Here is a 16012-nt window from a genome sequence, read left to right as displayed (position 1 = left end):
AGAATAATAATTTCATGTGTATTTGCAATTTGTTTTGTAGCATTTTATGGGAATCAATTAAATACGTATAATACTGTAAGCAGTACGCAAACCCAGGCGAATGAGCAGACAGTAACAAATAAAAAATTGGCAGCCGATAAAGTGGCAGCAAAGAAAGTAGCAGCAGATAAAGTTGCAGCGGATAAAATAGCGGCGGATAAAGTAGCAGCAGATAAAGCAGTGGCAGATAAAGCAGCAGCAGATAAAGCAGCAGCAGATAAAGCAGTGGCAGATAAAGCAGTAGCGGATAAAGTAGCAGCAGATAAAGCAGCAGCGGACAAAGCAGTAGCAGATAAAGCAGCGGCAGATAAAGTAGCAGAAAGTAGTTCAGCAACTGCTCAAAGCCAAAATAATGAGTACACTGTGTATATAACAAAAACGGGTGATAAATATCATAGAGCTGGATGTAGGTACTTAAGTAAAAGCCAAATAGCAATATCAAAATCTGATGCTATAGGTAGTGGATATTCGCCTTGTAGTGTTTGTAATCCATGAACGTACAGAAATAGAAAAGTCATGAGGTGTAAAAATTTTTTTTCCACCTTTTTACTGTAAATTATAAAACCAAGAAAAAATAACCCAAACAAGTTGAATGTTTATAGTAGAGCGATTACAAACATTGACTAAAAGTGTACAATTGATTATTATTATATAGGTGGGTATTTAATATTCAATTATATACTTTTGATAAAAATACGATATGATGCTAATAAAACTTAACTTTTAACAAAAAATATGCTTCCGTAGCACAGCTGGTAGTGCAACTGATTCGTAATCAGTAGGTCGAGTGTTCAAATCACTTCGGGAGCACCAAGACAAAGCTTGTAGCCTCAATGGTTACAGGTTTTTATTGTTTTTTGTAAAATGGGTTGCAAATGGGTTCCAATGATATAAAAAACCACTGAAGTTTAAGTTAATTTACAACAAAAAAACAAGGTTATTTCTAGCCTTGTTTTTTAACCTCTTTATTTTTATTAAATAAATTTTCTAGTTTATCAGCTGTAGTAGCAGTAATATTCGTCTTTCCTGCAGTGACTCCCTTTAAAGTTCCATTCACAAAAACCATTTCAATTGTTAGATTATGAAATGTCAAATAAATCAACATATTTATGTGGAGAATTTACTGATTTAGAAAACTCTATTCTATGTCACTTGTATAAGCTGGATAAGCGCATGAAAAAAGAACACTAAAGAACACAATGCCTATCAATAGTTTTTTATCATTTTTTCTCACTTAAAACATCTTCTTGAAACTTATCATATTTGGTTACTCACCATGTATGTCATTTCTTTAAGATTGTGGATACCATCATGAGTAGTACCAGGATAGCGTACAGACATCTCACCAGGTTTTGTTACTATGCTTACACCAATTTGCGTCATCTTTTCTATGAAATTTTCATCATTCCCACTATACCCCATAGTCTGTAAATAATCTTTTAAATTTTCATCTATATATTCACAAACTTTATCCTTACTTTCATAAGGACAAATTAACACAAATCTGTTAAAGCATCTATTTATATCCTCTTGATCTGGGAAGCTTTCTTCTAAAAGAACAGTATAATCTGCATTAAACGAAGAATAAAGCTTTACTTTTTCACCTTTATTTATTCCATATTTAAGTAAACAATATTGCCTATCTTGTATTGTTTTTATAGAACTCCATGCATTCAAATATGCCTTCGGAAATACTTGACTTAAAAAATTTAGTGCTTTAGACAATTTTACAGCAAACTGGTTAACATCTAAATTTTTGTTTACAAATATTATCCTAGGAGACAAGCAAGCTTTTTGCTCCCACAAAACAATATCTCTGGCAACATTTTTTGCAACAATATTCCCATCATCTACCTTTTCTATAACCTCAAAGCTTATCTTTGCTCCATGCATTACTAAATGTGTCCCATATTTTGCACATAACTCTGCCATAATCTTACCTGAATGTTCTCCACCCCAGTGTACTATGCAATCACTCTGTTTTGCTACAGTTTCATATATATTTTTATTACTGCTATCAAAATAAACTACTGAAAGTCTATCTTTTATGCTTTCATCTATTTCACATAAACTTTTGTAAAACATATACGCAAAATACGGTTCATCTGCAGAAACTTTTACAAGATTGCAATTTTTTGATAACAATCCCATAGATATGCTTGTAGGTATGACCACAAAGGCATTTCCAGAGACATTATGAAACAAAATCCCTCTAGGCTGTCTGTGCACCTTTCCAAAGCTTGTCCCAACCCATTCATCCATTATTTTCAAATCACCAATTTCTTCTGATATGGTTTTTACAATATTTTCTCTAAGCAACATTTTCATAGATCCTTGTAATTCATAAGATACTAATTCATAACTTTGATTTGTAATCTTTGAAAGCATTTCAATATGTCTATTTGAATATTCTTTATTAAGCCAAAGCTTTGCACACTTATCTAAAATATCTATGGTCTTCTCAGTAGCTATATCATGAGCCTTTATTTTATTTTCCTTAAGTTTTTTAATCTCACTTTCTATTTCTTTTTCATTTGAAATCAAAAGCAACTTCTTGTAATAATCTATTTCTTTCTCTACTGATACATTTTTAGTATCATATTCAACATTCATATCTTTTCGATCTCCTTTATATCCAGTGTAGCTCCACAGCCCTTAGCTTCTGCGCCTTTAACTCTACCAATAATTTTTATTGTCATAGCCTCAGTTCCACATTCTGGACACCTTTTTTCTGAAACTATTTCTGCCATATCATCTACTATTACAGATGCTCCTGCAAAAGATGAAGTCCCATATGCATTAAGCATTTCAATGAAGCCTCTTTCACCTTCATTATGAAGTGGTTCTAATGTTTTTATGTCTCTTATAATAATTCTGCCCCAGCTTGGCACATGAAAAAGATAGTTTTTATATTCTTTAGAATAGTGTCCATTTATAGGAAAAGTATTTTCTGTAAATGAATAAGAATCAATAAAATTTTCTTCAGGTATGCCAAGAAAATTAGAAATTTCTTCTACAAATTTTGATCTTTCTATTTTAGTCCCTAAATTCACATTTCCTTTTTTGCCATCCCAACCTCCTCCACAAGTTTGTACCGTACAACTCTGACCAAGTTCAAATGGTTCCATTTTATCTTTTAAACTTTCTACTGCATTATAAAGTAACAAAGTTGAACCTCTTAAAGATACACGTTGATTTTTCTTATTGTGTTCATTCAAAAACTCTACAAATTGTTCCATGTTAATGGAAAATTCACCTTTATACGGATACAATAAAAAATTAGTGTTTTTACTAAATGGGAATATTCTAAGCATATTTCCTATAAATGATTCGGTAGGTTTATCCAATATTTGGATACTTTTGTGTTTCATCATAACTTCTGGTTCCGGATAAAAAACACAATTATACTGATTTGATGAATCTAAAGTCCTTTGTTCAAGTTGAATAAATTTTTTTATTTGTAAAATATCCTCCTTGGTTCTTCCAACAATACTTGGATCACCGCTTGTACTACTTGATGTTGTCCATTTTTCCAAATTTTTGGGTTCTGTTCTAAGTAGATTTCTATACATATTAGCCGATTTTTTAAAGAGAGTTGTTGTAATAAACGGTACATTCTCTATGTCTTTCTCCACTTTTAATTCTTTAATTGGATCATAGTTTTGACTATTACACAATAGTTTATAAGCATCACACTCATCATACTGCCCAATTACATTAGTTCTAAAATCCTGAAAAAAATTATACTCTTCCATATTATCCCTCCTATTTATAACTCACTTTTCGCACATAAGAATTAAGATGAAAGCCTGTAAAATAAGCACATAAGGCAAAATGAAATTTCAATTTTTCTATAAATAAATTTTAATTGGCGTAAGTTCTTATTTTTGTTATCTTCATCTATAGTGAAAGGTATCCTTATACCACTTGCATTTACTCTCCTTTCTTCAGCTAATGAAAAAACAGATTATGCTCTGAAAATCAAAGCATGGTTGAGAGAAAGAATGGAACTAAAATCCATATGAATGCTATTTTAAAGTCGCCTGCGGAAATGCTTAAATTGGAAATACAAGCTGTAGAATATGGAATTCCAGCTTTATATGTTCTATTTGAAAGTTGGGTTCACTTATCATAAAATTATCATACAAATTTGTTCTTTAAAACTTAATACTGTTGTTCTGGTTATGCCAAAGGTTTATTACAATCATAATTGTAAATTTGTAAATCTTAAGACACTTTATGCTTCTGTAAGAAAAAAACGAGGTAAATCTAAAAGGCTATCATCTGCAATTGTAGTAACTGGCAATTATGAAAATAGTAACGAAGTTAGTGCAAAAACAGTATTTGTGAGAGATAGAAATCATAGTAGACAGTGGTTAGCTCTTATTTCTACAAATATATCGCTATCTGATGATGAGATTATCAGAATTTATAGTAACTGTTGGCCTATAGAAGTTTTCTTTAAAATGAGTAAATCATTCTTAAATTTTGTCAAAGAGATCTAATGCTATTCTTATGATTCCGTAATTTCTAACACATCTATAGTTTATACAAGATACATTATGTTGTCTTTAGAAAACCTTAACAACAAAAATTTACGCACCATTGTGGATTATGTTAGCAATGTTGTGACGAACTTCAAGATATTCAATTCTATGAAGCTTTACAACTTATAATTAAAATGATTTAAAGAAAAATTTAACACTTTCAAAGGAGACTATTGATTCTATAATTCATAATCTTATTCAGTCTCTGCCTTGCTATATTAAAAAAACTAACCTTTTTCTCCTGCGAAAGTTAAGTTATAAGATTATTATAGTACTAATATGTAAATTTGTAAATTTATGTTTAAAAATAAATTCCAATTTTCATGTGGCAATTCATTATTTACTATATTTATTTCAATATCACCTATAATTCTTATTGAGATTTTAGTCATGTACACTACCTATTAACCTTTAAAAACAATTGACTAAAGATTTTCAACCAATATTGGAGAAGCTGAACATCTTTAGTCCCATCTTAAGCTTGCCCAATTAAATGGTATTTTCCCAAATAGAACACTTACTTAAAAATAGTAGGTGTCTTATATTTTATTGATATTAGAATTAAATAATGTGCCCATAACTTAAGATATAAGCGAGTAATTGCACAATAGAAAACAAAACACGTGTACAAGGATTTAAATGAGTTTAAGAGGTATATGGTCTAATTTCATAAAGCAGTGACTTATATTATAAGGAATTGAGGTAAGGGTAAACGTTAGTTAGTTAGTTAGTTAGTTAGTTAGTTAGTTAGTCAATGAATTGATTTCATATCTGATTATTTGATTTAAAAATTATGGTATAGCTCCCCGCCCTAAGCCACAATCATTTTGCTTTTTTTAAGACCGTTGGTAATCATTCAAATAACACATGGAATGCCCTATAGGGGGTGTAGTCCAAGGAGAGGTAAAGGTAGGTGATTTTAATGAAAGATGGTAGCAAAAGTGTTGATATATCAAAAGGTGAAAGGATTTTGGGAGAGATAAAAAAACTCAATAAATTGTTCAGTAAAGTGGATTTAAAGACAAAAAAGCTATGCATTCTATTATAGAAAAAGCTGCTTTTATGTAAATAACACTTGCAGATTTGATATATAAACAAGAACTCAATCCAATTGAATAGAAGTATAATATATGGATTTAAAAAGAAGAATTAATCCAATACAGTAATGATCTAGTAAACGGTGGGATAGGGGGCTTAAAAAAGTTTTGCGGGTATTGCCTGCGACCGCATCCCCAGTTTTCATTCCACAAAATTCTAAATTCTAAATTCTAAATACTAAGGGTAAGGGGGTAAAAATCCTTTGGATTATTTACGGGGGACCGTGTTACCAAGATTTTCTCGTGAAATATTCCCTTTATAAGATTTTTGGAGTTAAAGTCATAGCTAGAAATGTAAAACTAGGCAGGCACATAGTATTGTAAAGCTATAATCATAAGAAAAAATAGGATACTACACTATGTTATTAAAGGGTATGTTCTCCACAATACTCCGAAAAAAAGCAATGTTTTTGGAACGCTATTATTAAAAGTTTAGCTTTTTCAAAACAAAACGAATAATAAAATGCGAGTGAAGGCTTGATATACTTAGGTTTGTGAATGGAGTACTGTTTGGAACGTTACTATTAAAAGGTCACAATAAAAGGAACATTACTATTTATAAAATAAGCATTAAGTATTGGTATATAAGGTTTATTATATATTTGAAGTATTGAAACTTTTTTTGGAAGCGTTATTTTTTACACAAATCCATATGGGTTCTGCTTGAAATTAGGTAGTGCTTCTTACGATAAGAGAAACAGGGATAATTATATGTTTTGGCTTACTAATTTTTTCTCCAATTATAAGAGTATATAACAAATCAGCCGCTTCTAGAGCGATAGTTTTTTTGTCTTGATTAATTGTTGTTATTGGAGGATTGCAATATTTGGATACGGAAATACCATCGAATCCAACAATTTTAACTTTTTCTGGCACAGGTATCTTATTTTGCTGAAGTGCAACGAGAGCTCCGTGAGCTCTCCAGTCATTAGTTGCAAATATACCATCAAATTCAATCCCCTTTTTAATCAAGTAAGTAACAGTATCTCTTGCCTCTTCAAAGCTGGGTCTGTTCCCACTTAATTTTATAATAAGGTGAGGATTTATAGTATAGTTATATTTGCGTAAAGCATCCTTATATCCCTCAAGTCTCTGGTTAGTAACGGATAAACTATTACTTTTGGTTAATGTCAGTATGTGCTTACAACCTTTTTGAATCAATTCTTCAGTTGCCATAAAGCCACCTAAATAGTGATCAGATTCTACATATATCGCGTTATTATCATTTTTAGGTTTTCTATCTATACAAACAATTGGAATATTTCTTTTCATTACATCTAGTGGTATATCTTCACGACCTGATATGCATATGATACCGTCAACAAGCTTAGAATCTAAACTCCTAAAATATTCAGCTTCTTTTAAATCATTTTGACTTGCATTGCAAATAAAAACAGAGTACCCTCTATCAAAAAAGAATTTCTCGATTTCTAATACGACTGTAGAAAAAAATTCATTACTTATATCCGGGACTATCATACCGATAGTTTTTGATTTATTAACTCTAAGACTTTTAGCAGTCATATTTACTGTATAATCATTTTCTTTGATAACATCCATAACCCTTTTACCAGTTTCTTCAGAGAAACGACCATTATTATTAATAACTCTAGAAACAGTAGCTACAGAAACGTTACTTAATGCAGCAATCTGTTTTATAGATATTTTTTTCTTATTTACCATAAAAAAGCCTCCATGTGAGTAATGTATATGAGTAATGCATATCTCAAATTAATAATATCATACTAGTTAAGCATTGTATAGAAAAAAGTAATAGTACCTATTGACAAGATTAATTTTTGGTGAGATAATAATGCCAATATGAGAAACCGATTACTCAAAGATTACTCAATAATTACTCAAGAAATAAGTATAACGTAGGAAATGGTTATTATAAAAAATTAAATTCATTCAACCATGTTGTAAGTGAATACTAATTTTACTAAGAGGAGGAATCGACCGTGAAAAAAATAATTTGTCCATCAATGATGTGTGCAAACTATGACGAACTTAAGGAAGAAGTTAGAAAATTGGATTTAGCAGGTATAGATATTTTCCACATTGATATTATGGATGGTAATTTTGTACCTAATTTTGGAATGGGAACTCAAGATATTCAGTGTATAAGAAAAAATACAAAAAAATTAATAGACAGCCACTTAATGATTGAAAACCCCGGAGATTATATAGATCTATTTGTAAATTTAGGAGTAGATATAATATATATTCACCCAGAAGCAGATAAGCATCCAACAAGAACACTAGGAAAGATAAGATCTGCTGGTAGACAAACTGGTATTGCAATAAACCCAGGTACTTCAATGGAAACAATTAAAGAATTATTATCATTAGTTGATTATGTAATGGTTATGACAGTAAATCCGGGATTTTCAGGTCAAAAGTATTTAGAATTTGTAAATAATAAAATAAATGAGATTATTAAACTAAAAGAATACTATGGGTTTAAAGTAATGGTAGATGGAGCAATTTCTCCCAAAAAGGTAGATGAACTTTCAAATCTAGGAGTAGATGGATTCATATTAGGAACATCAGCGTTATTTGGAAAAGATAAAGACTACAAAACTATTATAGAAAAATTAAAAAAATAATGGAGGAATTAACGTGAAAATAGGGATAGGCAATGATCATATAGCATATGGATTGAAGCTTGAGATAGCACAATATTTGAAAGATTTAGGGCATGAAGTAGTGGACTTTGGACATCATAATGAAGATAGAACAGATTATACTATATATGGTGAAAAGGTTGCCAATGCAGTAGTTAGCAAAGAAGTTGATTGTGGAATTGTAATATGTGGAACAGGTGTTGGGATTTCTATAGCAGCTAATAAGGTAAATGGAATAAGAGCGGTTGTTTGTAGTGAACCTTATTCTGCAATGTTATCAAAACAGCATAATAACACTAACATCTTAGCTTTTGGAGCAAGAGTAGTAGGTAGTGAACTTGCAAAAATGATTATTGATTCATGGCTTGGAGCTAAATATGAAAGTGGCAGGCATGCTAGAAGAGTAAATATGATAAGTGAAATAGAGGAACGACAAAAGCATTAAATAATAGCTAATGAAAGAAGTATATTGAAGTTTAACAGGAAACTTAGTAGTATAGTATGAGTAATCGATTACAAGAATTGTTTTTAGAAATTTAGTTAACAATAATTTTCTAGCAAAAGTGTATAGTCTCAATTGATTAACTGAAATTTATATTTATACAATTAAAGTCACTATTATGAATGATTAATTGGGAAAAGATAAACATGTTAAAAACTTCCTATGGATTTTAGTGCTATTAAGATCCTAGGGAAGGATAATATAAAACTACAATTAAGGAGTTAGGACAATTAATAGTTAAGCAATTTTACAAATTACTTAATATCAGTATTATTGTTTAAGGGAGGTGATAGGTAAATTAACTTTATCATAAATTACAAATTATTTCTTCGAATATTTAATATAAAGGGGATGTAAAAAATGAATTATTCACAATTAGGGAAAGAAATAATTAAAAATGTTGGTGGTGAAAGCAATGTGAATTCATTAGGACATTGTGCCACAAGATTGAGGTTTAAAATAAAAGATAGATCGAAGGTTAACAAAGAAAATATACAAAAATTAGATGGAGTTATAAGTGTTGTAGAAAGTGGCGGGCAGTTCCAAATTATTATAGGAAATACTGTTGGAGATGTATACGATGCCATAGGACGGATATCAAAATTGACAAATGATGATGATGGAGGCAAACAGGAACCCAAAACAAAAGAAAAACTATTTGATAGAGCAGTTGATTTAGTATCTTCTATCTTTACTCCAATATTACCTGCACTTATCGGATCTGGTATGATTAAAGGTTTATTGATGCTTGCGAAAAGTCTTGGATTGAATCCTAATTCTGGTGCTTATATGATATTTAATGCCGCTTCAGATAGTGTATTTTATTTTTTACCTATATTATTAGCTTACACTTCTGCAAAGAAATTTAAGGCTAATCTATTTATTGCAGCAGTTATAGCCGGGGCATTAATACATCCAACTTTGGTTGCAGCATTTACTGCGAAAACTTCAATTGATTTCTTTGGAATTCCAGTTGTACTTATGAAATATACTTCATCTGTACTTCCAATTATTTTTGCAGTTTATTTTTTATCAAAGTTAGAGTATATATGTAATAAATATATTAATCCAGTAGCTAAAAATGTATTAACTCCTTTGATATGCATTGGAATAGTGGTACCATGCACTTATTTAGTAATCGGACCAATAACTACTATCCTAGGTAATACCTTAGGTGATGGATACCAATTTCTGTATGCGTTAAGTCCAATTGTAGCCGGATTTATTCTAGGTGGATTATGGCAGGCTCTTGTTGTATTTGGGTTACATTGGGGAATTGTTCCAATAGGCTATAATAACTTAGCTTTATATGGCAGAAATACAATTAATGGTATGGTTGGACCATCTAACTTTGCACAAGCAGGAGCAGCATTTGGTGTATTTCTAAAATCTAGAGATACTAAAGTTAGACAACTAACTTTGTCAGCTTCTATTACAGCTCTTTTTAGTATAACTGAACCAGCAATTTATGGTGTTACACTTAAATATAAAAAACCATTTTATATAGCTTGCTTTTCTGGAGCAATAGCTGGTGCGATTGGCGGAGCAGCTCACAGTGCGGCTTTAGCTGCTGGTCCTGTAGGCATTTTAAGTATTCCAATATTTATGGGGCAAGGATTTGGAGGATTTATTGTTGCAATTTTAGTAGCATTCTTCATGTCTGCAATATTAACGTATTTGTTTGGTTACAATGATAAGATGAATGAAAGTGTTTCAGAAGCAAAAGTTATAAACTCAGATAATAATATATTAAATAATTTAATGGACGTTGTAATAAATGCACCAAGTAATGGCGAAATAATAGCATTATCAGATGTTAAGGATGAAGCATTTGCAAGTGAATCAATGGGAAAAGGGATTGCAATTATACCAAGTGAAGGTAAAATATATTCACCTGTAGACGGTGTTATTTTAGCATTGTTTCCAACAGGGCATGCTATTGGTTTAAAATCAAATGATGGTGCAGAGATTCTAATTCATATCGGTTTTGATACTGTAGAGTTAAAAGGAAAATATTTCAAACAACATGTAGTTCAAGGTGCGATAGTTAAAAAAGGAGACTTATTAGTAGAATTCGATATTGTAGAAATTAAAAAGGGTGGATATGATATTACAACGCCAATGGTTATAACTAACACAGATGATTTTACAAATATTGTAGTATCAGCTGAAAAACAAATAACTATAAATGACATGGCATTATTGTTAACTAGAGAGTTATAGTGAAGATGCTTTAGAATTCCAATATTAATTTTGGAAAATGGTATGGGAGATGAGATAAAGTTGAAACTAATGGTGAAGATTTAAGTAATGATTAAAATGAATAAAGATAAGAAAATGTTTTAATTTGAGAGGAGAAATTTAAAATGAGTAAAGTTAAAAGATTAATCGATTGTACTAAGAGCGATTTTGAGAAAATGACGGCAACTGAATTAAAAGAGTCTATTTATGAATCAGAAGGCAGAGTTATAATGTCACAACATTTAATTATGGCTGGAAAAGGAATGCTAACGGGTGTAACAAATACAGAAATTGAAGCGGCCTTTGGAGCAGACATGATTCTGTTAAATACTTATCATGTTGACGGAAAGCATGATAATCCAGGTATGCAGGGAATGAAATTAAAAGATTTAAAAAAACTTATAAATAGACCTATTGGCATATATTTAGGCTGTCCCAACAAAGGCGAAGAAAAGATTAGTAGTCATGGACCTATAGCTACACCAGAAAATATTAGTCTTTGCTTAGAAGAGGGTGCAGACTTTATAGTTCTAGGTGGTAATCCGGGATCAGGAACAACAATAGAAACAATTATTGAATCAACTAAAATGGCTAAAGAAATAATTGGTGATAAAGCATTAATATTTTCAGGTAAATGGGAAGATGGAGTAAGAGAAAAAGTTTTAGGAGATCCTCTAGCTAAAAGACCTGCTAAAGAAATTATAAAAGAATTGATAGATGCAGGTGCAGACGTTATAGATTTACCCGCACCTGGATCAAGACATGGAATATCAGTGGATATGATACGAGAGTGTGTAGAGTTTGCTCATTCATATAAACCAGGTACAGCTGTAATGGCATTTTTAGATAGTTCTGTTGAAAGTGCAGATGTAGATACTATAAGGGAGATAGCTTTAAAAATGAAGGAAACAGGTGCAGATATCCATGCAATAGGTGATGGTGGATATGCTGGATGTACAGTGCCAGAGAATATATATCAATTATCGATGACTATTAGAGGACGAAGATTTACATTTAAGAGAATGGCAGCAAATAACAGATAAAGAAAGATAAAATAATAGTATTTAAACTTATAATGAAATGGGTGGTATAATGTGCATAGAAGATATTAGAAAATTAAATGGGAACTTAGTAATAAAAACTGTAGAAGATATAGAGTTTAGAGAATATGGAAAGCTTCTAACAGGATTGGATTTTTCTTCGTTAATTAAGTACGCGGAAGAAACTGTGAAAATTCCTAGGGAAGGCAATGAATATGTGCCAAGTATAAAGGAACTTGAAATATTTGATGTTATAGGTAGAATAAAGGATAGTGTTTACGGGAAATTAGAAATCGAAGCAGGGAGTTGTACAGGTAATAATACTTCATTAACTGGTGTTGAATATCACCAAGGAAGTGAAGTGGATATTGGATTAACAGACTGTATTTTGATTATAGGTAAGGTTCAAGATATGGTTGGCAAAACATATGATTCAAGCAAAGCCAAAGCTTTTTATTTAAAGAAAGGACAGGCTATAGAATTATATGGAACCACTCTACACTATACTCCTTGTAAAGTTGAAAAAAATGGATTTTTCACTATTGTGATTTTATTAAAAGGGACAAATAGTCCTATTGAAAATATAAAGAATAGTATAATAACTAAGAAAAACAAATGGTTTATAGCACATCCATCTCAAATTGAAAAAGTGAAAAACGGAGCATATCCAGGTCTCTTAGGAGATATGATAGAAATAAAAATATGTTCTTAGAAATATTGATTATTGAAGAGTACTAAGAATATGGACTGAGACTTATTTTTATCTTTGTTATAAAAATAGAAAATGACACTATAAAGTAGACTCTATGGGGTATTATTATGTAGAATTAAATAAAAATAATAATACAAAAGCACTTACTAAGTAAAATGGTAGGTGTTTTTTGTTGATGAAAATAAAATGGCAGAAAAACGCAAGAAAGATGGCCCAAAGAGGGTAAGTTCTGTAAAACGAATTTGTAATTATATGGAATACTAAGTGAAAAAGTTTCCTAGTGATTCAAAATAATAAGAATTAGTGGAATCGAATTTTTATTATTTATGTGAAATACTTACTTAAAATAGTAGGGGACTTTTATTTTTATTGATATCAGATTTGAATAATGTTCCCAGTATTTAAGATACATACGAACTAAAATGTATTAATGAACAATTGAACTATAGAAAACAAAACGTGAGTACGAGCCTTTAAATGGGTTTTAAAGGTATAGGACTAATGCTTAAAATAATGGATTATATTGTATGAAAATTGGGGTAAAAAGCAAAGGCGATTAACTATTGTAGCCTTTTAAAATAGCGAATTATACCTATAATAAAATGGGTTCCAATTGGGTTCCAATGATGCAAAAAAATACCTGAAATCAACATAAAATAGAATAACTGAAATTATAAGAATGGCTATTTATAACGGGTTGAGACAAGACACTATGTCCTAAAATAAGCGAAGATACACATTCGTAATCAGTAGGTCGAGTGTTCAAATCACTTCGGGAGCACCAAGGCAAAGCTTGTAGCCTCAATGGTTACAGGCTTTTATTGTTTTTTGTAAAATGGGTTCTAATGATATAAAAAACCAATAAATAATAAGGTAAATACCACCCTATCAACTTAATTATATTTTTTTAATTTATTTATATTAATATTTATTATACTATAAAGACTAAAATACAAGTATGGAAAAACAATATAGAATTATATATTTCATTGGGTTTTGTCTGGGATTTACAAAGACGAAAAATAACTAAATTATACGATGAGACGCATTAAGTAAAATTTGTAAAATGGCTCTTTATAAGGGATTAAGATAAGCAACTATAGTATGAATAAAGCCAGCCAGCACACTACGGACCAGTTGGTCATGGGTTCGAATCCCTTCTGACTCACCATAGAAAAGCCAGTAATCTTAACGGATTGCAGGATTTTCTATTATTTTTTGATAATAGGGAAATGGGTTTTAGCAGAAATGAAGCAATTAAAAAATATCTTACAGAAGAAACGAAAATGTAAACCCTGACTATGAGACAAAGAAAGGAAGTCAAAGTAATCTTCTTGTGTGCCTACTTTATTTGAATAAACACCTATATTTATATCTTAAAAAGTGAATCGGTAATTAAGCTACAGGATATTTGATAGATCAAGAAAAAATATGTGTTATATATTCAGTTCTTACCAGATTATTTTATGAATTTCAGAAAGTATAGGCAAGTAATTCCAGAATATTTGCTATATTTGCAATATAGTTACATACAAAGCATTCGAAATTAATAAAAAAAAAAAATAAAATTGTGTATGTATTTTTTTTATTTATGATATGGCAATGTATAAATTTTTTGAACAGTAATAAAAAATCATATTGAAAAGTTGCACACTATCTTTGTGTATAGGTGTATATATAAAAATTGAAATATACACAAATTTCAGTGTATATAATTGCAAAATATAGCTGTATTATCAGGCAAATAGCCATGTTGACATGTGATTTTAAATATAGTATTGTGTTTTTAAAGTATCAAGTGTATAACTTCTTTAGGGGGTGTTTTCATGAAACCTAACAGAGAACAAATTATCGATTTTATGATTAAGTGCTCTAATTCAGTTAATAATGAAGATTCTAAAGGAGTATCAACTCAATACTTATCAAATAGGTTAGGAATGCAAAGAACAAATATAAGTAGTATATTAAATGCGCTTGTTAATGTATTAATGAACAATTGAACTATAGAAAACAAAACGTGAGTACGAGCCTTTAAATGAGTTTTAAAGGTATAGGACTAATGCTTAAAAATAATGGATTATATTGTATGAAAATTGGGGTAAAAAACAAAGGCGATTAACTATTGTAGCCTTTTAAAATAGCGAATTATACCTATAATAAAATGGGTTCCAATGATGCAAAAAAATACCTGAAATCAACATAAAATAGAATAACTGAAATTATAACAATGGCTATTTATAACGGGTTGAGACAAGACACTATGTCCTAAAATAAGCAAAGATACACATTCGTAATCAGTAGGTCGCAAGTTTAAATCTTGTCGGGAGCACTTTGGAAAGCCTTGATATTACTAAATTTCAAGGCTTCTTATTATTTTTTGAAATTGTGTGAAAAAGCTTATTTGTTGGCAAATTTATTTTTATGCTTTATAGGTTGGTATTATTCTAAGAAATTATAATACATTTTAGTAAAAAGAACTTATGCATAAGAAATCCAGTGTTTTCAATACATACAGAGATTTATGCATAAGTTATAAATATAGTAATTTCTAAAGGCGGGTGTGAGGTCAAAGACCAGGTAAGATAGTTTAATAAATGCACTAATGGTGAGCTTTAGCAGTCCCGAAGGAGGCTGCTATTTTCATTTTTTGAATAAATTATATAGAATAGTTCTCAACCTATTGATTGTAAAATATGAATAAAATATTAAATATTTAATTTAAAGCCACGATAATGTAAAAGAAGATTAAATTACAATATTAACAAGATTTAAGTAAAATTAAATGTACTGCCTTATATATAGGACAGTACATTATTAGTAATGGGAAGGGGATTATAAAACTACAATGGAGAAAATAAAAAGGATATTAGTAAGTATTTTGATTATTTCTATAATGTTGGGAATGGTAACACCGAATAAAAAAGTAATGGCAGTTACTACTTCAGGTGATTACACTTACAATACAAATTCAGATGGAACAATTTCAATTACAAAATACAATGGAGCGGGCAGTAGTGTAAATATTCCGACGGTAATAGATAATAAGAGTGTAACAAGTATAGGAAGTAGCGCATTTAGCGGGGGTAGTTCACTCGCAAGTGTGACAATACCAGAAAGTGTAACAAGTATAGGAAGTTACGCATTTTATAATTGTAATAGTTTAACAGAAATAATGATACCTAAAAGTGTAACAAGCATGGGGGATGA

General features: G+C 30.4%; 14 protein-coding genes and 1 tRNA gene. 11 read left to right on the top strand and 4 right to left on the bottom strand.

The genetic code is table 11. From position 1 onward, the window contains the following. On the top strand, nt 1–534 hold a 534-nt coding region (locus BR66_RS24905), incomplete at its 5' end, for a histone H1-like repetitive region-containing protein (RefSeq protein WP_026883622.1). Nucleotides 535–776: 242 nt separating this feature from the next. Beyond that, nucleotides 777–852 (top strand) — tRNA-Thr (locus tag BR66_RS0114940). 130 nt (nt 853–982) lie between these two features. Here BR66_RS0114940 and BR66_RS26270 read toward each other — a convergent pair. The 3 genes from BR66_RS26270 to BR66_RS0114925 all read right to left on the bottom strand — a co-directional run bounded on the left by BR66_RS26270 (nt 983) and on the right by BR66_RS0114925 (nt 3794). Then, on the bottom strand, nt 983–1132 hold the full coding sequence (locus tag BR66_RS26270) for a hypothetical protein (RefSeq protein ID WP_207641262.1): 150 nt from the start codon (nt 1130–1132) through the stop codon (nt 983–985). A 164-nt stretch (nt 1133–1296) separates the two neighbouring features. Then, on the bottom strand, nt 1297–2652 hold the full coding sequence (locus BR66_RS0114930) for an acyl-CoA reductase (protein ID WP_026883370.1): 1356 nt from the start codon (nt 2650–2652) through the stop codon (nt 1297–1299). Then, complete coding sequence (locus BR66_RS0114925) at nt 2649–3794, bottom strand: LuxE/PaaK family acyltransferase (RefSeq protein ID WP_026883369.1); 1146 nt, start codon at nt 3792–3794, stop codon at nt 2649–2651. The genes BR66_RS0114930 and BR66_RS0114925 overlap by 4 nt, the downstream gene beginning before the upstream one ends. 429 nt (nt 3795–4223) lie before the next feature. Between BR66_RS0114925 and BR66_RS24900 the strand changes: the two genes are divergently transcribed. Both BR66_RS24900 and BR66_RS26660 read left to right on the top strand, forming a co-directional pair. Beyond that, a complete protein-coding gene (locus BR66_RS24900) occupies nt 4224–4544 on the top strand; it encodes a hypothetical protein (protein WP_156946290.1) in 321 nt (106 codons plus the stop codon). Between the two features lie 955 nt (nt 4545–5499). Next, nucleotides 5500–5634 carry a hypothetical protein gene (locus BR66_RS26660; protein WP_278246819.1) on the top strand — a complete coding sequence of 45 codons (135 nt, stop codon included), beginning with the start codon at nt 5500–5502 and terminating at the stop codon, nt 5632–5634. Nucleotides 5635–6352: 718 nt separating this feature from the next. Here the strand turns inward: BR66_RS26660 and BR66_RS0114905 are convergent. After that, nucleotides 6353–7366, bottom strand: a complete 1014-nt coding sequence (locus BR66_RS0114905) for a LacI family DNA-binding transcriptional regulator (RefSeq protein WP_026883621.1) — start codon at nt 7364–7366, stop codon at nt 6353–6355. 278 nt (nt 7367–7644) lie between these two features. On the opposite strand from BR66_RS0114905, the gene rpe reads away from it, so the two are divergent. The 7 genes from rpe to BR66_RS24005 form a co-directional block, all read left to right on the top strand. Further along, nucleotides 7645–8292 carry a ribulose-phosphate 3-epimerase gene (rpe, locus tag BR66_RS0114900; protein WP_026883620.1) on the top strand — a complete coding sequence of 216 codons (648 nt, stop codon included), beginning with the start codon at nt 7645–7647 and terminating at the stop codon, nt 8290–8292. 13 nt (nt 8293–8305) lie between these two features. Beyond that, nucleotides 8306–8755, top strand: a complete 450-nt coding sequence (rpiB, locus tag BR66_RS0114895; protein ID WP_026883619.1) for a ribose 5-phosphate isomerase B — start codon at nt 8306–8308, stop codon at nt 8753–8755. 417 nt (nt 8756–9172) lie between these two features. Next, entirely contained in the window at nt 9173–11035 is a 1863-nt protein-coding gene (locus tag BR66_RS0114890) for a beta-glucoside-specific PTS transporter subunit IIABC (protein WP_026883618.1), read from the top strand. A gap of 143 nt (nt 11036–11178) precedes the next feature. Beyond that, nucleotides 11179–12096 (top strand): DUF7916 family protein, encoded by a 918-nt coding sequence (locus BR66_RS0114885; protein ID WP_026883617.1) that lies wholly within the window; start codon nt 11179–11181, stop codon nt 12094–12096. A gap of 49 nt (nt 12097–12145) precedes the next feature. Continuing rightward, the gene (locus tag BR66_RS0114880) at nt 12146–12805 is read left to right on the top strand and encodes a DUF4867 family protein (RefSeq protein WP_026883616.1); all 660 of its coding nucleotides are present in this window, start codon (nt 12146–12148) and stop codon (nt 12803–12805) included. Nucleotides 12806–14631: 1826 nt separating this feature from the next. Continuing rightward, on the top strand, nt 14632–14805 hold the full coding sequence (locus tag BR66_RS25745; protein ID WP_156946298.1) for a hypothetical protein: 174 nt from the start codon (nt 14632–14634) through the stop codon (nt 14803–14805). Nucleotides 14806–15650: 845 nt separating this feature from the next. Continuing rightward, on the top strand, nt 15651–16012 hold a 362-nt coding region (locus BR66_RS24005), incomplete at its 3' end, for a leucine-rich repeat protein (protein WP_035796389.1).

Source organism: Clostridium akagii DSM 12554 (assembly GCF_000686725.1).
In the GTDB taxonomy this organism is placed as follows: Bacteria; Bacillota; Clostridia; order Clostridiales; family Clostridiaceae; genus Clostridium_I; species Clostridium_I akagii.
This window is presented reverse-complemented; position numbering and strand designations above follow the sequence as displayed.